Source organism: Agrobacterium sp. D14 (assembly GCF_001526505.1).
GTDB classification, from domain to species: Bacteria; Pseudomonadota; Alphaproteobacteria; order Rhizobiales; family Rhizobiaceae; genus Agrobacterium; species Agrobacterium leguminum.
In genome coordinates, this window is record NZ_ASXX01000012.1 from 1 (window position 1) to 18,885 (window position 18,885).

At 61.8% G+C, this 18,885-nt stretch carries 14 protein-coding genes; 9 read left to right on the forward strand and 5 right to left on the reverse strand.

Translation table 11 applies throughout. From position 1 onward, the window contains the following. Positions 1–98: 98 nt before the first annotated feature. Together L901_RS10205 and L901_RS10210 are read right to left on the reverse strand one after the other, a co-directional pair. The gene (locus L901_RS10205; RefSeq protein ID WP_059756210.1) at positions 99–3,245 is read right to left on the reverse strand and encodes an efflux RND transporter permease subunit; all 3,147 of its coding nucleotides are present in this window, start codon (positions 3,243–3,245) and stop codon (positions 99–101) included. A gap of 1 nt (position 3,246) precedes the next feature. Further along, on the reverse strand, positions 3,247–4,407 hold the full coding sequence (locus tag L901_RS10210) for an efflux RND transporter periplasmic adaptor subunit (protein ID WP_059756213.1): 1,161 nt from the start codon (positions 4,405–4,407) through the stop codon (positions 3,247–3,249). A gap of 277 nt (positions 4,408–4,684) precedes the next feature. Between L901_RS10210 and L901_RS10215 the strand changes: the two genes are divergently transcribed. The 3 genes from L901_RS10215 to L901_RS10225 all read left to right on the forward strand — a co-directional run bounded on the left by L901_RS10215 (position 4,685) and on the right by L901_RS10225 (position 7,677). Next, positions 4,685–5,359: a response regulator transcription factor gene (locus L901_RS10215; RefSeq protein WP_059756216.1), complete on the forward strand. Its 675-nt coding sequence runs from the start codon at positions 4,685–4,687 to the stop codon at positions 5,357–5,359. Continuing rightward, the gene (locus tag L901_RS10220) at positions 5,356–6,690 is read left to right on the forward strand and encodes a HAMP domain-containing sensor histidine kinase (protein WP_059756218.1); all 1,335 of its coding nucleotides are present in this window, start codon (positions 5,356–5,358) and stop codon (positions 6,688–6,690) included. The genes L901_RS10215 and L901_RS10220 overlap by 4 nt, the downstream gene beginning before the upstream one ends. A gap of 108 nt (positions 6,691–6,798) precedes the next feature. Further along, positions 6,799–7,677, forward strand: a complete 879-nt coding sequence (locus tag L901_RS10225) for a DUF3313 domain-containing protein (protein WP_059756221.1) — start codon at positions 6,799–6,801, stop codon at positions 7,675–7,677. Positions 7,678–7,740: 63 nt separating this feature from the next. On the opposite strand, the gene L901_RS10230 is transcribed toward L901_RS10225, so the two are convergent. Beyond that, positions 7,741–8,649 (reverse strand): hydrogen peroxide-inducible genes activator, encoded by a 909-nt coding sequence (locus L901_RS10230; RefSeq protein ID WP_059756224.1) that lies wholly within the window; start codon positions 8,647–8,649, stop codon positions 7,741–7,743. Positions 8,650–8,859: 210 nt separating this feature from the next. Between L901_RS10230 and katG the strand changes: the two genes are divergently transcribed. After that, positions 8,860–11,031, forward strand: coding sequence for a catalase/peroxidase HPI (gene katG / locus L901_RS10235; protein WP_059756226.1), 2,172 nt, complete (start codon positions 8,860–8,862; stop codon positions 11,029–11,031). Between the two features lie 108 nt (positions 11,032–11,139). On the opposite strand, the gene L901_RS27385 is transcribed toward katG, so the two are convergent. Continuing rightward, positions 11,140–11,316: a hypothetical protein gene (locus L901_RS27385; RefSeq protein ID WP_003521762.1), complete on the reverse strand. Its 177-nt coding sequence runs from the start codon at positions 11,314–11,316 to the stop codon at positions 11,140–11,142. Between the two features lie 218 nt (positions 11,317–11,534). On the opposite strand from L901_RS27385, the gene L901_RS10240 reads away from it, so the two are divergent. Next, the gene (locus tag L901_RS10240; RefSeq protein ID WP_003521761.1) at positions 11,535–12,428 is read left to right on the forward strand and encodes an AraC family transcriptional regulator; all 894 of its coding nucleotides are present in this window, start codon (positions 11,535–11,537) and stop codon (positions 12,426–12,428) included. 204 nt (positions 12,429–12,632) lie between these two features. Here L901_RS10240 and L901_RS10245 read toward each other — a convergent pair whose 3' ends face one another. Next, on the reverse strand, positions 12,633–14,753 hold the full coding sequence (locus L901_RS10245; protein ID WP_059756229.1) for a TonB-dependent siderophore receptor: 2,121 nt from the start codon (positions 14,751–14,753) through the stop codon (positions 12,633–12,635). Between the two features lie 221 nt (positions 14,754–14,974). Between L901_RS10245 and L901_RS10250 the strand changes: the two genes are divergently transcribed. The 4 genes from L901_RS10250 to L901_RS10265 are packed head-to-tail and all read left to right on the forward strand — an operon-like array spanning position 14,975 to position 18,868. Continuing rightward, positions 14,975–15,985 carry an iron-siderophore ABC transporter substrate-binding protein gene (locus tag L901_RS10250; RefSeq protein ID WP_059756231.1) on the forward strand — a complete coding sequence of 337 codons (1,011 nt, stop codon included), beginning with the start codon at positions 14,975–14,977 and terminating at the stop codon, positions 15,983–15,985. Between the two features lie 2 nt (positions 15,986–15,987). After that, positions 15,988–17,025, forward strand: coding sequence for a FecCD family ABC transporter permease (locus tag L901_RS10255; RefSeq protein WP_371259714.1), 1,038 nt, complete (start codon positions 15,988–15,990; stop codon positions 17,023–17,025). Next, on the forward strand, positions 17,022–18,062 hold the full coding sequence (locus L901_RS10260; RefSeq protein WP_059756235.1) for an iron chelate uptake ABC transporter family permease subunit: 1,041 nt from the start codon (positions 17,022–17,024) through the stop codon (positions 18,060–18,062). The genes L901_RS10255 and L901_RS10260 overlap by 4 nt, the downstream gene beginning before the upstream one ends. Continuing rightward, positions 18,059–18,868 (forward strand): ABC transporter ATP-binding protein, encoded by an 810-nt coding sequence (locus L901_RS10265; protein WP_059756238.1) that lies wholly within the window; start codon positions 18,059–18,061, stop codon positions 18,866–18,868. The genes L901_RS10260 and L901_RS10265 overlap by 4 nt, the downstream gene beginning before the upstream one ends. The last annotated feature ends 17 nt before the right edge of the window (positions 18,869–18,885 follow it).

The following is an 18,885-nucleotide window of genomic DNA, read 5'->3' on the forward strand; positions in this document are numbered from 1 at the left end:
ATACGTCCACACAAGGCCGGCATGACGGAGGTGGGCGTGCAACGGCACAGGAAACCGTTGCGTCGTGTACTGTGGAACCCTTCGTCACGGGAAATGCTCTAGGCCGAGGCCGCCGGTCGGTCCTGCATGGCCGTTTCCGCCGCCTCGTCCGGCGCTTTCGGTAACAGGCGGGCAAAACGCCTGACGACGCTGTCTATATAGGACAGGATGGTCGGCACCACGATCAGGGTCAGCAGCGTGGAACTGATGAGACCGCCAACCACCGCATGGGCCATCGGCGCACGCTGCGCGCCGCCTCCGCCGACGGCCAGACCGAGCGGGATCATGCCGAAGATCATCGCAAGCGTCGTCATGATGATCGGGCGGAAGCGGATGACGCCGGCATTTTCCAGCGCCTCGTTCAGCGAAAGCCCACGCCGCCGTTCGCGATTGGCGAAATCGACCAGCAGGATGCCGTTTTTGGTCACGAGGCCCATCAGCATGATGAAGCCGATCAGCGAGAACATGTTGATCGTGCTGCCGGCCACCATCAGCCCGATGAGGACGCCGACAAGCGAAAGCGGCAGGGACGCCATGATGGCGAGCGGTTGCATGAAACTGCCGAATTGCGAGGCGAGCACGATGTAGATGAAGATGACGGCCATGGTAAGCGCCGTGACCATGTGGCCGATGGTCTCCTGCATGGTTTCGGCGTCACCGCCGAAGCGGATGCGATAGCCGTTCGGCAGGTCATGGCCGGCGGTCAGGCCCTGCAACATCTCCGTCACCTCGCCAAGCGTGCGGCCGGCGATATTGGCCGAAACCAGTATCTCGCGGCGATTGTCGATACGGCGGATTTCGGCGGGGGCCGGCATGATGCCGATATCGGCGACCTGAGCGAGACGCACCATCAACGGCGCGCCGTTCGCGGCCGTGCGGCCGGTCGCGATCATCAATTCACCGAGGCTTGCGGCGTCGGACCGCCGCTCGACGGGCAGGCGGATGACGATATCGTAGCTGTTGCCGTCCGCATCCGTCCATTTCGACACATCCTCGCCGCCGATGAGGGGGGAAAGCGCTGCGGCAAGATCGGAGCGGGCAATGCCGAGATCGCTCGCCGCCGCAGGCTTCAGGCGGACCGAAAGAATGGAGGTCACATCTTTGGCGCTGGAGGTCACATCCACGAGGCCGGGGATTTTTCTCATGTCTTCGACCAGACCGGTGGCGATTTTTTCGAGGACCGCCCGGTCGTCGCCGAGAATGCTGAGCTGCACCGGGCTTTCGCCGCCGCCAAGGCCATTCTGCAGGATCGTGACCTCTATGCCGGGTATGGCTGACAGGCGTTTGCGAACCGGTTCGGCAAGGGAGAGCGGGGTTCGGCTCCGCATATCGAGCGGCACCAGCCCCACCAATATGGCGGCGCGATGCTTGCCGGCGGCGCCGCCGGTATTGACGGTGGAATAAAGCGTCTCGACTTCCGGAAATTCCTTCAGCGCCTTCTCGACCTGCCGCACTTTCGTTGTCGTATAGTCCAGCGAGGAGCCGACCGGCGCGGTAATATTGACCTGGAAGCGGCCCTCATCGGCATTCGGAACGAATTCCGTGCCGACCAGCGGCACCATGAACAGGCTGCCGATAAAGATGCCCGACGTGACAAGCAGGGTGACGAGCCGGTGCCGCAGGGTCCAGCCGATGGCACGGCGATATTGCCCGGCCATGCATTCGAAGCCGCGGTCGAAACGGGCGATCAGGTGGCCTACCGGCCCGCGCTTCGCATCGGGCTGGGCGTCCGGATCGTACCAGACGCTCGACAGCATCGGGTCGAGCGTGAAGGCGACGAAGAGCGAGATCAGGACGGCGGCCGAAACGGTGACGCCGAATTCATAGAAAAACCGGCCGACAATGCCGTCCATGAAGGCGACCGGCAGGAAGACTGCCACGATTGTCGCCGTTGTTGCGATTACCGCAAGCCCGATTTCATTGGTGCCGTCGAGTGCCGCGCGCAGATGCGATTTACCCATGTGAAGATGGCGGGTGATGTTTTCGCGCACCACGATGGCGTCATCCACCAGAATGCCGATGGAAAGCGTCAGCGCCAGCAGGCTGAGCGTATTCAGCGTGAAGCCGAGGAAATGGATCACCGCGAGCGTGCCGATGATTGCTATCGGCAATGTCAGCCCGGTAATCACCGTGCTGCGCCAGGAATTTAGAAACAGGAAGACGATGGCGACGGCGAGTGCCGCACCTTCGATCAGTGTCGTCTGTACCTGGTTGACGGATTCGCGGATCGGTATCGACGAATCCGTAACGATGCGCAATTGCACGTTCTGCGGGGCAAGCTCGGCATTGAGCGCATCGAGGCGCTTCCTCACATCCGTCGCGACCTGAACCGTATTGGCGTCCTGAACCTTGACGATGTCGATCGCCAGCGCCGTCTGGCCATTATAAAGGGCGCGGTTTTCGGCATCGGCCGCTCCTTCGGAAAGCGTGGCGACATCGCGAAGCGCAATGGCCGCGCCGCCGCGCCTTGCCACGACCATATCCAGCAGCGCCTGCGGTTCCTCGATACGCCCCTGCACCTGGATCGTGCGTTCGGAGACGGGATCGACGACGCTTCCGGCCGGGCTGTTGCTGTTGCCGGTGCGCAGCGCATTCACCACATCGTTGATGCCGATCCCGAGGGCGCGCATGCGCGTCTCGTCGATTGTCACATCGATCTGCCGTTTGCGCGCGCCGACCAGCGTTGCCTGGCCGACGCCGGCAACGGTCGTCAACTGCCGCACCACCTTCTGGTCGGCAAGGCTGGTGAGGGCGGGCACATCGAGCGATGGCGAACTGATCGCCACCGACAGGACCGGCTCGGCGGCGGGGTCGAACCTCGATATGACGGGCTTTTTGGCGTCTTCCGGAAAATTCGCCTCGATGGCGGCGATCTTGTCGCGCACCTCCTGCGCGGCGGCTGAACTGTGCACCTCGAGCTTGAATTTCGCGACGACGACGGAGCGCCCCTCATAGGAGGTGGAGGTGACCTCATCGAGACCCCCAATGGCGTTCAGCGCATCCTCGACCGGGCGTGTCACCTCGGTTTCCACCGTCTCCGGCGTCGCACCGGGATAAGAGGTGACGACCACCACCACGGGAACGTCGACATTGGGATATTGGTCCAGGCCAAGCCGTTGCAGGGAGAAGGCACCCATGACCAGAAGCGCGACCATCATCATGGTGGCGAAAACGGGATGGGTAACGGATATGCGGGTCAAAAACATTTCAGCCTGCCTTGTCGACGGTGACGGCCATATCGGGCCGCAATTGCGGAAGCGGCGCGGTCAGGATGGTCTCGCCATCCTTCAGCCCGGCGGCAATCTCGATCAGGTTGCCGCCGTTCCAGCGCGCTCCCACCGTGACCGTCTGGCGGCGAAGATGGCCGTCCTGCACCTTGAGCACATGGTAACCGGTCTCATCCTTGCGCAGCGCGATGGCGGGAACGACGAGCGCATCGTTTTTCTCGCGCAGCAGGATCGATCCGCTGGCGAACATTCCGCCCCACAGCTGACCGTCACGATTGGCAAGGCGCAGATAGACGGCGACGAAGCGGGTGCCGTCTTCGGCAACCGGGCTGATGCGGTCGACCGTGCCTTTGACGATCTGGCCGCCAAGGCCGTCAATCTCCAGTTCCGCCGTCTGGCCGAGGGCGACGCGCGGAACATCGCGCGTGGCGACAAGAACCTTCGCCTCCAGCACGCTGGTATCGACCAGCGTGAGAAGCTCGCCATCCGCGCCGACACGCGATCCCGCTTCGGCCAGCCGCCGGGTGACGGTGCCGCCGAAGGGCGCGCGGATTTCGGCATTGCGAAGGGCGAGACGGGCAATATCCGTCTGCGCCGAAAGGCTCTGGAGCCTAGCCGTCTTCACCGCGACATCGCTTTTCGCCTTGTCGAGCTGTTCAGCCGAAGCGATGTTTTTCAGGGCAAGCTGTTCGGTTCTCGTCAGGGCCTGCATTGCCAGCATCAGCTCGGCCTCGGCCGCGTCCCGGTCGCTCTGCCGCAGCAAAAGCGTCGATTGCAGCTCATCGGTTTCGAAACGCACGAGCGGCTTGCCCGCCTGCACCGTGTCTCCGTCGCGGACATTCATCTCGACGATCTTGCCGGCTTCACGGGCGCGGATCACCACGCGGGTGATCGGCTGAAGCTCGCCGCTGATGCCAAGCCGCTCCACCATCGGGCGCGTGCCGATCTTTGCCGTTTCGGTGGCCGTCAGTTCGAACGGAGTGCCTGCCGGGCTCATCGCGGCAGTCTCGACGAGCCCGTTCACGATGCCTTTGACACGCTCATTCGCATCGACGCTGCCGCGCGCCGGATCGAGAGCGGTGACAACGAGAACGCAACCTGCAAGCGCTATCCCCGCCTTGATGGTTCTCTTCACCCACATGCTGAAATCCTTTCCATACCGGGACCGCAGCTCGGGCGGTCGCATTGCCTCTCTTGAGGCGTATGGCATCTGGATAGGCGTCCATAATTGCAGCAGCATTACCCTTGCGAACGCAGCTGCTTAAACAGCAGGGGCTTATGCTCCATAGCCCTGATTTCATGCCTTTTTCGGAGGGGAAACCGTTATGCGGCGGGTTGGAAATGCTCCGGCGTCTTCTTTGCCGCAATACTGCCGCAACCTTTCTGGCAGACAAGGGAATGCGAAGGGACGGTGACGCATGAGACTTCTGTTGATCGAAGATGAAAAGGCAATGGCGGATGCGCTGACGGCGACGCTCGGCAGGCAGGGTATCGTCATCGACCATACGATGTGGCTCGGCGATGCGATGGAGTTGACGCGCCAGCACGTCTATGACGCCATCCTGCTTGATCGCCGCCTGCCGGACGGGGAGGGACTTGCCTTCATTCCGCAGCTGCGTCACGCTGGCATCGACACGCCGATCATTCTGTTGACGGCATTGAACGAACCGGAAGATCGCATCGCCGGATTGGATGGCGGCGCCGACGACTATCTCGGCAAGCCGTTTCTCGTCGGTGAGCTGCTGGCGCGGGTGCGTGCGGTTCTGAGAAGGCCGGCAAACCTTGCACCCGCCGAGATCACAGCCGGCCGCATCGTCATCGATCCGCTTCATCTCAGCGTCACGATCAATTCCGTTCCCTTCGATCTGCCAAGGCGCGAGCTTGCGGTTCTCGTTGCGCTGGCGAAACGCAAGGGCAAATCCGTGCTGCGTTCCACGCTTGAGGCGGCCGTCTACAATTATGAGGAAGAGATCCAGTCCAATGCGCTCGACGCGCATATATCGCGGCTGCGAAAACGCCTGCTCGATGCCTCCGCAGGCGTTGGCGTCCACAATATTCGCGGCATCGGTTATCTGTTGAAGGAAGAGGCATGAAAGCGCAGGGCACCTCCAACTCGTCCTTGTGGTGGAAACTGAGCTGGCAGCTCAGCGTCGTCGTCTCCGCCATGATTGCCGTGGTCATCATCGGCCTCTGCTTTTACGGCATGACGATGCTTTCGCCCAATATTGCGCTCTGGGACGACCTGTCGGCGACACTCGATGAGTCGCTTTCGCTCGATCCGCAAAAAGGATTGGTCGTTACCGATGGCCCGGCATTGCAGGCCCTGAAGGCGGAGAACTCAACGCTCTGGTTCGTGGCTTCCACGCTGGAGGGGCGGGTGGCGAGCTATGGCGCCGTGCCCGCCGTTTATGAGGAATTGTCGCCGTATCTGCATTTGCTGACGGATGCCGATATTCGCGGAGGAAAGGGCATCTCCGAGGTCGCCCTGGTTGAAAGCATGGAGACGAAGTGGGGTTCCGTCAGGGTCATGTTCGGCGGAACCACGCATATGAGGGGGCAGTTTTTGACGCTCCTTGCCGGAACCTACAAGATTTACGTTCCACTCTTGGCTGTCATCTTGCCCGCCGTGTTCTTCTCGGTTCCCCGCATCGTGCGCGAGGCGCTTGCCGGCCTCAGTTCCGTCGTCAAAAAGGCTCCCGAGATCGACCCGCGCCGGCCGGGCTCGAAGCTTCCGGTCGAGGATGTGCCGCGGGAGGTGGTGCCCCTGATCCTTGCCTTCAACGGCATCCTCGAACGGCTCGAAGAGCAGTTTCGGGCGCGGCAGCGTTTTCTCATCGATGCGGCGCATGAGCTGAGAACGCCGATTGCTATCATGCAGACCCGGATAGAGGGCTTGCCGGGGCCGGAGCAGCAGCGCCTGATGGAGGATGTCGCGCGGCTTGGGGAGACCACCGAACAGCTTCTCGCCTTCGAAAGAAACGATCAGGTGAACGACCGGCGCGAAACGCTGGACCTCGTCGAGACGGCGCGCACTGTCGTTGCCGATCTCGCCCCGCTCGCGCTTGCGGCGGGCTACGATATCTCCTTCGAAACGCAGGTCGCACGATATGAAATACTGGGCAACCCGTTCACCCTGCCGCGCGCCATCAGCAACATCGTGCGCAACGCCATCGACCATGGCGGAAACAGGGGGATGATCCACGTCTCGATTCTCGCCAGTGGCGAGATCGCGGTTTCCGATGAGGGACAGGGGATAGCCGAAGATCAGCGGGAACGGATTTTCGAGCCCTTTTATCGCGTTACGCCGCGCAGCACCGGGGCAGGCCTTGGCCTCAGCCTCGTCAAGCAGATCGTCGCCAACCATAACGGGCGAATCTTTCTGGACAGCAGCGCCTTTGGAAGCACCTTCCGGTTACGTTTCTGATCCCGCGTTGCGCGCGCTTTCAGGGGCGGGCAATTGTAATGTTGCCGCAATTTTCACTGTCGTACCGTGTGGGGCACAGGATCAACCATGCCAACTGGAGTACGTGCAGTGAAACAACAGTGCAGTCTGTTTGCCCGGGCTTCCGGCGACAGGGCTTCCCGCCGTCGCGGCGTCGCCTTCGCCACCTTGCCCTTTGCCATCATCATGTCCGGCTGCACGTCCGTGCCGCTCAAGGAAGGCGGTACGCTGACCTCCTATGCGCAACTCAGCCCGGTCAAGGGCAAGTTCACCAAATCGCGCACCTTCGTGGACGCCAACGGACTGGCCGGGGTCAAGACCGTCGCCATCGTGCCGACCACCTTTTCCTTCGCGGCCTCGTCGCGGGTCACATCGGAAAAGGACCGTGTCCTTGTCTCGAATGCACTGGATCGGGCCATCTGCGTGGCGCTCAGCGATAAATACCGGATTGCCGCGCTGGGCCAGCCGGCGGACATGACGGTGCGCACGGTCATCACCGATCTGGTGCCGACCGACAAGACCATGGCCGGGGTATCGACGGCCGTGACGCTCGGCAGCAACTTCGTCCTGCCGGTCAGCGTGCCGCGTCTTCCATTCGGGCTTGGCGGCCTCGCCGTCGAGGCGGAGGCGGTGGACAGCACCGGCGTGCAGCGCGCCGCAGCCGTCTGGTCCAAGGGAGCGAATTCCATCACGGGCAACGCCCGCGTCTCGGAAATCGGGGATGCCTACGAGCTTGCCGCCGATTTCTCCAACTACTTCTCGCGCATTCTGGTGACAGGCAAGGTCTCCGACGGGCTGAACCTCTCTATCCCCTCCGGCCATCGAATCCTGTCCGCCCTGGGTGGAAAACCGAAATATGTCGAATGCGATGCCTATGGCCGGTCGCGCGGCCTGCGGGGCATGGTGGCCGACAAGTTCGGTGCGCCACCCGAATGGACCGACAGACACGCCAAGGCCGCGGCGCGATAGGGGCAGCCGCGAGATTTGTGGATCGCGCGCGTTGCGGCGCGCGCGATCATCCGACCTAAGTCCCTATGACGCGATGCCAAGTTTCTGGAGACCGCATTCGCGGACGATTTCGGCGATATGGCTGAATTGCGCGGAGAGCGGATTGCTCTTGCGCCACACCATGCCGATTGTGCGCGACGGGCGTGGTTCCGCCAGCCGGAACACCGAGACCGTGGATTGCCGTGTCTCCATATCGACGGCCATCTGCGGAATGAGCGTGACGCCGATGCCGGCACCGACCATCTGCACGAGGGTGGAGAGCGAGGAGCCTTCCATCAGCACGCGCGGCGGCGCATTGGTCGTGCTGCAGAAGGAAAGCGCCTGGTTGCGGAAACAATGGCCTTCTTCAAGCAGCAGCAGGCGCATTTCGCCCAGCTTGTCGGCGCTCGGCACCGGCATGCCCGCATCCTCCATCGGCCGCACCAGAATGAATTCTTCCGAAAACAGCGGAACCTCCTCCAGCGCCGGCTCCGAGACGGGCAGGGCGACGATCGCCATGTCCAGCCGGGCTTCCAGAAGGTCCTCGATGAGTTTCTGCGTCACCGCTTCGCGCGGGCGGGCCTCCAGTCCGGGATAATGCCGCGTGAGTGTCTTGATAATCTGTGGTAAAAGATAGGGTGCGACGGTGGGAATGACGCCGATGCGCAGGCGGCCGCTGAGCGGCCCATGCCGCGCCCGCGCCAGATCCTGCAATTCATCCACCGAACGCAATATCGAGCGGGTGCGTTCGGCGAATTCCTCGCCAAGCGCGGTCAGCCGGATCTGGCGGCTGCTGCGTTCGACGAGCGGCGCGCCGATCAGTTCCTCCAGCTCCCGGATCTGCAGCGACAGCGCCGGCTGGGAAATGGCGCATGCCTCCGCCGCCCGACCGAAATGGCCGATCTTGGCCAGAGCGTCGAAATAACGGAGATGTTTCATGGAGAGCGCAATCATAAGCTCAGCATATCGCAGCCTTTAGAATATACAATTGGAAATTATGGAACCCGGCTGTTAGTCATCTTCATGACAGAAAGAAGCTGTAGCTGTGAGAGGTTACCAGCGTCGCTGCACGGTTTTCCCATGACCTGCCGCTGGCTCTGGTTCTCACGCTGCACATGTCGAATTGATTATTTCGTTTAATTGCTAAACCCATCGGAGGGCGAAATGGACGCAACTTCAAAACCGGCTGGCAAGTGTCCTGTCATGCATGGAGGCAACACGGCCTCGGGTAAATCGGTGACCGAATGGTGGCCGAATGCGCTGAACCTCGACATCCTGCACCAGCACGACACCAAGACCAATCCGCTCGGCACCTCCTTCAACTATCGCGAAGCCCTGAAGACGCTCGATGTCGAGGCGTTGAAGGCCGATCTGCGCGCCCTGATGACCGACAGCCAGGAATGGTGGCCGGCCGATTGGGGCAGCTATGTGGGCATGATGGCGCGCGTTACCTGGCATGCGGCGGGTTCTTACCGTGTGACTGACGGTCGCGGCGGCGCCAACACCGGCAACCAGCGTTTTGCGCCGCTCAATTCCTGGCCGGACAACGTGAACACCGACAAGGGCCGCCGCCTGCTGTGGCCGATCAAGAAGAAATACGGCAACAAGATTTCCTGGGCAGACCTTATCGCGCTCGCCGGCACCATCGCCTATGACGTCGCCGGTCTGAAGACCTTCGGCTTCGCTTTCGGCCGCGAAGACATCTGGGCTCCGGAAAAGGACACCTATTGGGGTGACGAAAAGGAATGGCTGGCGCCGAGCGACGGCCGTTACGGCGACGTGACCAAGCCCGCGACGCTGGAAAACCCGCTTGCCGCCGTGCAGATGGGCCTCATCTACGTCAACCCGGAAGGCGTGAACGGCAAGTCCGATCCGCTGGCGACGGCGGCGCAGATGCGCGAAACCTTTGCCCGCATGGGCATGGATGACGAGGAGACTGTGGCGCTGACCGCCGGCGGCCACACTATCGGCAAGTCGCACGGCAATGGCAGCGCCGCCAATCTCAGCCCCGATCCGGAAGCCGCAGGCCCGGAATATCAGGGTCTTGGCTGGATCAACACCAAGGGCCGCGGCATCGGTCGCGACACGGTAGTATCCGGCATCGAAGGCGCATGGACGAGCGAGCCGACCAAGTGGGACAACGGCTTCTTCAAAATGCTGTTCAAGCATGAGTGGACTTTGACGCATAGCCCCGCGGGTGCATCGCAATGGGCGCCGATCACCATCGCCGAGGAAGACAAGCCTGTCGACGTCGAGGATGCCTCGATCCGCACCATCCCGATGATGACCGATGCCGACATGGCCCTGAAGGTCGACCCGATCTACCGCGAGATTTCGCTGAAGTTCAAGGACGATCAGGACCATTTCTCCGAGGTCTTCGCCCGCGCATGGTTCAAGTTGACGCACCGCGACATGGGTCCGAAGTCCCGTTACATCGGCCCAGACGTTCCGGCTGAAGACCTGATCTGGCAGGATCCCATCCCCGCAGGCTCCACCAGCTACGATGTCGCTGCCGTCAAGGCGAAGATCGCGGCTTCTGGCCTTTCCGTTGCCGATCTGGTCTCGACTGCCTGGGACAGCGCCCGCACCTTCCGCGGTTCGGACAAGCGCGGCGGCGCCAATGGCGCGCGCATCCGCCTCGCACCGCAGAAGGACTGGGAAGGCAACGAGCCCGCCCGTCTTTCCCGCGTGCTCTCGGTTCTGGAACCGATTGCCCGTGAAACCGGCGCGAGCATTGCGGATGTGATCGTTCTGGCCGGCAATTACGGTGTGGAACAGGCGGCGAAAGCGGCCGGCTTCGACATTGCCGTGCCTTTCGCGGCAGGCCGTGGCGATGCTTCCGCCGAACAGACGGATGCCGACAGCTTTGCGCCGCTGGAACCGCTGGCGGATGGTTTCCGCAACTGGGTCAAGAAGGACTATGTCGTCAGCCCCGAAGAACTGCTTCTGGACCGCGCCCAGCTCCTCGGCCTGACCGCGCCGGAACTGACAGTGCTCATCGGCGGCCTGCGCGTCATCGGCGGCAATTATGCCGGTACGGCCCATGGCGTGTTTACCGACAAGCCCGGCGCGCTGACGACGGACTTCTTCACGACGCTGACGGACATGGCCTATTCCTGGGTTCCGACCGGCAACAATCTCTATGAGATTCGTGACCGCAAGACCGGGGCCGCCAAGTACACGGCGACCCGCGTGGACCTCGTCATCGGTTCGAACTCCATCCTGCGCGCCTATGCGGAAGTTTATGCGCAGGACGACAGCAGGGAGAAATTCGTGCGTGATTTCGTCGCCGCCTGGACGAAGGTGATGAACGCCGACCGTTTTGACCTTCTGTAAGAAAAGGCCGACTGTTTAATGATAATGCACCTCCCTGAGCGATCGGGGAGGTGTTTTTTCTATCTGTGGGTTGGCGAGGACGCATCAGCGACCGCTCGATCCGGGATGTTATCGCCGGTCAGAAGCCGCAACCGGTTTGCCCGATGAAGATTTTTCCGCCTTTGCCGAGGGAGCTTTGCCGCTCTTTTCGTTTTCGTGCGCATCCGGCCCGGCCACGATGACGCCACGGCCCTTCTCTTCGCGTTTCTTGTCCGCGAAGTTGCCCGGTTCCTTTTTGCTGTCCATTGATAATCTCCCGTGTTGCGTTTCTGTCAGGAGTTCAACGGGCGTTTCGCTCAGAGGTTCCAGAGCCGTCGCGTCAGCGAATGTTTCTCTTTATAACGATCTTTGCTATTAACATGAATTGATAAGTCATGTTATTGGGGCTGAGGCGCGATGACTGGCGCGGTGCGCGCGTCTTTCCATACGCTCACCCCAGACCCGACAACCGGACGGTACCCGCATTGAGTTTCTGGCATTCCATGACCTGGCACACGGAAGGGATCAGCGTCACTGCGCCGGTGAAGTGGCGCCAGTTCGACGGGCTGGTCAGTGCTTTCTGGGAAGCGGAAAGTCAGATGGGAGCCAAGGGTTATTATCTGGCCGCCGATCCGCGCATCATGATCTTTTTCAACGATGTCTCCTCGCGCATCAGCATGTCCAACCGCAATGGCGAGTTCACCAACCATTCGCGGCCGATGACACGGGCGGTTTATGTGCCGGCCGGCGTGCCGATGTGGACGAGCAGCAGCGCCACGCACCGGTTCTCGCATCTCAACCTGCATATTCACAAGGATCGCCTGTTGCGTTTCCTGTCGCCCTCAGTCGGCAGTTCGGCGGCGATGACGGCGCTGCGCCGTCCGGTCGAGATACAGGATATCGGTTCGGTGGAAACCCTTGCCGGCCTGCTTGTCGATGAGCTGGCTGAACCCTCGAAACATGCCGTCTATGCGGAAAGCCTCGTCGGCAGCATCGTTGCCGGCCTGCTGGATATTCCCGGCCCTTCGCCGGAGCAGGCCAATGGCAGGCTGACGCAGGCGCAGTTGAACAAGCTTCTTGCCCAGGTCGAAAAGCGTGGCGACGACCGTATGACGGTTGCCGAGATGGCCGATATTGTCGGGCTTTCGGAAAGCTGGTTCGCCACCGTATTTCGCCAGACCACCGGCAAGACGCCGCTGCAATGGCAATTGGAGCGGCGCATCAATGCTGCCCAGAAACTTCTGCTGGAAGGCGATCTGACGGTGGCCGATATCGCCGCCCAGCTCGGCTTTTCCGATCAGGCCCATCTGACCAAGGCTTTCCGCCAGTCCGTGGGCAACACGCCCGCCGCCTGGCGACGGCTGCACCGGCTGCTTTGATAGCGGGTCGACCCTGCGCCGCCCATGATCAGCGGTTTGGCGCATTCCTCGAGCCTCTCTCCACGTCATCCTCGGGCTCGTCCCGAGGATCTGCCAACTTCAGACTAGATGAAACGTGGTTAGATCCTCGGGACAAGCCCGAGGATGACGTTGTGTGTTAGGAAAAATATGCAATATATTGAAAAATATTGCTAATATTGATTTTCACCATGTCTTTCGCAAAGTCACGGAAAACGCCCGGCCGGGATTGTAAAAGTCAGCGCCGAACCCGCCATAAGAGACGCGTTTTTCGTTGAAGACGTTGGAAACATTGACGTCCAGCGAGGCGGTTTCCTGAATCTTGTAGCTGAACGCCGCATCCACGGTCACGCTGCTTCCGGTTTCGACCTTGTTGGCGTTGTCGAAATAATAAGCGCCGGTATAGCGGCCGCCGAGACCGAAGGTCATGTCGCCGAAATGGTCGTTGCCCGCAAGCGTGTAGTTGACCCACAATGAAGCCTGATGCTCGGGCACGAATTGCGGCCGGTTGCCAACATTGCCGCCGGTGCCGTTTTCAGTGATTTCCGCGTCGAGATAAGAATAGGCCGCCGTCAGGCTGAGATTGTCGGTCACTTCCGCCTTGGCTTCGAGATCGAGACCGCGCACGCGCACCTCGCCGATGGTCGTGGGCAGGCTGGTGATCGGGCTGGTGACGGTGATGTTGTTCTTCTTCAGATCGTAGATCGACGCGGTGAACAGGGCCGGGAAAGCGTCAGGCCGGTATTTCACGCCGAGTTCGATCTGCTCGCCGCGTTCGGGCTCCACCGTCAGACCGGATGCCGGCACCACCGATTCGGCATAGCTGATATAAGGCGCGATCTCGTTGGTGACCTTGTAGGACACGCCGATGCGCTTGGTTAGTTCGCTGATGTCGCCGCTGGCCGAGGTGCCGCGCAGGCGGTTGGTCTGGTCGGTGTCGATCCAGTCGTTGCGCAGGCCGGCGCTGACGATCAGCCTGTCGAAGAAGGTGAAGTCCTGCTGGAGATAGATCGCCCTGGTCTTCTGGTCCGTCAGGGAGTCGGCATAGAGCGGCACTGAAGCGGGTGCGCCGGTATAGACCGGGTTCATCCAGTTGATGCTCGGCGCGGCGCCGAAGTAGCTTTTGCTGCCAGAGGTGTAGTCGTTATAAAAGACGCCGACGAGGCTGCGGCTTTCGACATTGTCAAACCGCGTATCGTATTGCAGGCGCGTGTCGATCAGGAAGTTCTCAGTCTCGGTGTCGTTGCCGAAATAGGACCGGTCGGCGATTGTCGAACCGTTGGTCGGCGTGGACGAGATATAGGCGTAACCGAAATCGGTATTCGCCTTGCTGTAGCGGGCGTTGGAACTCAGCGTCAGGCCGGAGCCGAAATCGTGGTCGAACATCACGCTCAGCGAATTGCGGTTTGTGCCGCGATAATTGTAGTCCGGTTCGCCGAAGAAACGGCTCCGGTCGAAATGCGAGCCGACGGGATGACCGCCGCCGCCCGGAACGCCATCCTTGTTGAGATGATCGTAAACCACGGTAAGGCTGGTGACGTCCGTGGGGCGCCATGTCAGGCCGCCCATGAAGAATTTCTCGTCGTCACGGGAATAATCATATTCCGCATCGGCATTTCTGAGCTTGCCGGTCAGGCGATAGGACAGCGTATCGTCGCTGGTGATGTTGTCCCCGAAATCGAAGCCGGTTTCGGCGCGGCCATAGGAGCCGCCGGTGACATAGGCTTCACCGAAACGGGTGCGTTTCGGCACCTTTGTGGAATAATTCACCGAGCCGCCGGGATCTGAGACGCCAAAGGTGGTGGAATTGCCGCCCTTCAGCACTTCCACACGCTCATAGGCATAGGTTTCCTCGCGCAGTGCGCCGAAGGGACGGCCAAGCGTCAACCCGTCGCGATAGGTATAGGCGTCGAAACCGCGAATCTTGAAATAGTCGAATCGGTCGTCGGAGCCGTAAAAATCCGTGGTCACACCGGCGGTATATTGCAGCGCTTCTTCCACGCTCTGCACGCCGCGCTGTTGCATTTCCTTGGCGGTGATGACGGAAACGGAGGCCGGTGTGTCGAGAATATCGGTCGCCATCTTGCTGCCGCTCGTCGTGCGGGTGGCGACGATGGATTTCTGGTCATTGTCACCGCTTTCGATGGTGATCCGTTCCAGAATCGTGCTGCTGTTCGTGTTGGCAGCCTCCTGCGCCAGCAAGGCGCCGGGCAGGGTGGCGACAAGCGCCGTGCAGGCAAGCAGCACCGCATCCTGATAACGACGTCGCGCGGTTTTGCGGTGTCTGCCTTCGGTTTCGATATTCATTGGTATGTTCCAGAAGTTGATGCCCCGATCGCCGCTTTCACGGCCCACTCTCGAAGCGCCCAATAACTTGAGAAAGTTTGTCCGGTATTGTAACTTTTTGCGGTTTTGTACAAAACCCCGGAAATTTCACCGCTGTTGCGACGGCATTTCTTGCCTGGGCTTGACGGAGGCAATTGAAGCTGAGAGTTCAAGTCCACTTTTGAATTTCTGAGAGCTCGCCAATGCTTCGCCCGTTCCGCTGCCTCATGCCGGTATTTGTGCTTTTCCTGTCGCTGATCGCGCCGAATATGGCCTCGGCGGAGGAGACGACCGGCTATCCCGTCGTCATCAAACATGCTTTCGGCACGACCACGATTGCGAAGAAACCGCAACGGGTCGCGACTGTCGCCTGGGCGAACCATGAGGTGCCGCTGGCGCTCGGCATCGTGCCTGTCGGTTTTGCGGCGGCCAATTTCGGCGATGATGACGGCGATGGCCTGTTGCCATGGGTGGCGAAGCGGCTTACCGAACTCAATGCGGCAAAGCCGGTGCTGTTCGACGAGGGCGACGGCATCGATTTCGAGGCCGTGGCGGCGACGCAGCCGGATGTCATCCTTGCCGCCTATTCAGGCCTCAGCCAGTCCGACTACGATACGCTGAGCCAGATCGCCCCTGTCGTCGCCTATCCCGTTTCTCCCTGGGCGACGGACTGGCGCGAGATGATCCGGCTGAACAGCGCCGGCCTTGGCATGGTTGCGGAAGGTGAGGCGCTCATCAAACGCATCGAGGGCGAGATCGCGCAGGTCGTTGCCGGCCATCCGCAGCTGAAGGGTAAGTCGGCCATGTTCGTCACCCATCTCGATGCCACCAATCTCAGCGTCGTCAATTTCTATACGGCCAATGACACCAGGGTGAAGTTCTTCGCCGATCTTGGACTTGCCTCGCCGAAAAGCGTCGTGGAAGCCACGAAGCCGGGGCAATTCGCCGCCGGCGTCAGCGCCGAGCGTGTGGATGCCTTCGACGATGTCGATATCGTCGTGACCTATGGCAGTGAGCCGCTGCTGAACGCCATGCGCGCCGATCCGCTTCTCGCCCGCATGCCGGCCGTTGCCAACGATGCCATCGTCATGCTGGGCCGCGACCCGCTCGGCACCGCCTCCAATCCCACGCCGCTGTCGATTTCGTGGGTGTTGAAGGACTATGCCGATCTTCTGGCAAAGGCTGCGGATAAATCCTCCGGGAAATCGCAGTGACGATGTCTGGACCCGGCAAAGCGACGGCCGTGCTGCTCGCCGGCCGCTCCAACCGCGTGCGAACGGCTTGGCTCGGCGCGGTGCTGGCGCTTCTCGCGCTGCTTTGTGCGCTGTCCGTCGCCATCGGCACGCGTGACGTCTCTTTTGCGGATATTGTTGGCGGGCTCAGCGGCCGCGTCGAGACGGTTGCGGAGGCGGCGGTTGCCGTACGCTTGCCGCGCACGCTGCTTGCCCTGCTTTCCGGGGCCGCACTCGGGCTGGCCGGGGCCATCATGCAGGGTGTCACCCGCAATCCGCTTGCCGATCCCGGCATTCTCGGTGTGAACATGGGGGCGTCGCTCGCCGTCGTCATCGGCATCGTCTGGTTCGGCATCGCCTCGGCTCAGGCCTTCATCATGGTCGCAATTGCCGGGGCGGGGGTATCGGCGGTTTTCGTTTATGTTGTCGGCTCGCTAGGCCGAGGCGGGGCGACCCCGCTGAAACTCGCACTTGCGGGTGCTGCCACCTCTGTCGCCTTTTCCTCGCTCGTCATCGCCGTCGTTCTGCCGCGCAGCGATATTGCCGGCGGCATCCGCTCCTGGCAGATCGGCGGCGTCGGCGGGGCGACTTTCGAGCGTATCGAGACCGTGCTGCCCTTTCTGGCCGCCGGCTTCATCATCAGCCTGCTTTCGGCGCGCAAGCTGAATTCTCTGGCGCTCGGAGACGAACTCGCCGCCGGGCTTGGCGAGAATGTTGCGGTGGCCCGAGCCGTGGCCTCCTTCGGTGCCATTCTGCTCTGCGGTGCGGCTACCGCCATTTGCGGGCCGATCGGTTTTGTCGGGCTGGTGGTGCCGCATCTCTGCCGCCTGCTCATCGGGGTGGACAATCGCTGGCTGCTGCCGTTTTCGGCGCTTGGCGGTGCCTGCCTGCTGCTTGCCGCCGATATTGTCGGGCGCATCGTGGCGCGGCCGTCGGAACTCGATGTCGGCATCGTCACCGCCCTTGTCGGCGCGCCTTTCTTCATCTGGATTGTCAGACGCCAGAGGGTGCGTGAATTGTGACCATATACGCTCCCGTCATCGAAAATCTCGTCTTCAATCGCCATGCCCGCCAGCGCCGGCGTCGCCTTGTCATCGCTGCCCTGTCGGTGCTTCTGATTGCCGCTTTCGCAACGACGCTGATGCTCGGGCAATCTTTCACGCCGCCCGGCGATGTCGTTCGCGTTCTGCTGGGGGAGGACATTGCCGGTGTCACCTTCACCGTCGGGCAGTTGCGCCTGCCGCGCGCGCTGCTTTCGATTCTGGCAGGCCTGAGCTTCGGGCTTGGCGGCGTCGCCTTCCAGATCATGCTGCGCAACCCGCTCGCCAGCCCCGATATTATCGGCATCAGTTCCGGGGCGAGCGCTGCGGCCGTTTTCGCCATCGTCGTCCTGCAGATGAGCGGGCCGCTGGTCTCGGTCTTCGCCGTCGCGGCCGGTCTTGGCGTCGCGCTTCTCGTCTATCTCCTGTCCTTCCGCAACGGCGTGGCCGGAACCCGGCTGATTCTCGTCGGCATCGGCGTTTCAGCCATGCTGGAAAGCTTCATCGCCTATATCCTCTCCGTTGCGCCGGCATGGACGTTGCAGGAGGCGATGCGCTGGCTGACCGGCAGCGTCAATGGCGCGAAAATCGCGCAACTGCTGCCGCTCCTCATCGCGCTCATCCTTTTCGGCGGCCTGCTTCTCAGCCGTGCGCGCGATCTGGAAGCGTTGAGACTGGGTGACGACGCCGCAGCAGCGCTTGGTGTGAGGGTGGGGCGAACGCGCATCATCGTCATCATCGCCGCCGTGGGCATGATCGCCTTTGCAACGGCGGTCTCGGGTCCCATCGCTTTTGTCGCTTTCCTCTCCGGGCCGATTGCGGCGCGCATCGTCGGCAGCAACGGCTCGCTGCTCCTTCCTGCGGCGCTGGTTGGGGCGGCGCTGGTGCTGGTTGGGGATTATTGCGGTCAGTTCCTGTTGCGGGGCCGTTACCCGGTCGGCGTCGTTACCGGCGCGCTCGGTGCGCCCTATCTGATTTACCTTATCGTGCGGGTCAACCGCAGCGGAGGCTCGTTATGACCGGCCACTCCCTTTCCGTGAACGGCCTGTCGGCCGGCTACGGCGAAAACCTCATCATCGACGGGCTGGATCTCACCGTTCCGCGCGGGAAGATCACCGTCATCGTCGGCGCCAATGCCTGCGGCAAGTCCACCCTGCTGCGCAGCATGTCGCGGCTCATTGCGCCGCGCGCCGGTCAGGTTCTGCTCGATGGAAAATCGATCCATCGTCTTGCCTCGCGCGACCTCGCACGGCGCATGGGCCTTTTGCCGCAATCGCCGATAGCGCCGGAGGGTATTGTGGTTGCCGATCTCGTCAGCCGTGGCCGGCACCCGCATCATGGCCTGTTCGCCCGCTGGTCGCGACAGGACGATGAAGCCGTTGCCGCAGCCCTTGTCGCCACCGATACGGTGGAACTGGCCGAGCGGCCGGTGGACGAGCTTTCCGGCGGCCAGCGGCAACGCGTCTGGATCGCCATGGCGCTCGCCCAGCAGACAGACATATTGCTGCTGGATGAACCGACCACCTTCCTCGATATCAGCCACCAAGTCGAGGTGCTGGACCTTCTGACCGACCTCAATCACGCCCGGGAGACCACCATCGTCATGGTGCTGCACGACCTCAATCTCGCAGCCCGTTATGCCGATCATCTCGTCGCCATGAGGGACGGGAAGCTGCATGTCTTCGGCACGCCGGAGGAAGTATTGACGGAGGAGAATGTCCGCCACGTTTTCGGCATCGAAAGCCGTGTCATCGAAGATCCGACCTCTGGCAAGCCGATGATGCTGCCGATCGGGCGGCACCGGACGGTGGCGGGGTGGCAATAGGCGTATCTCTTTAAGAT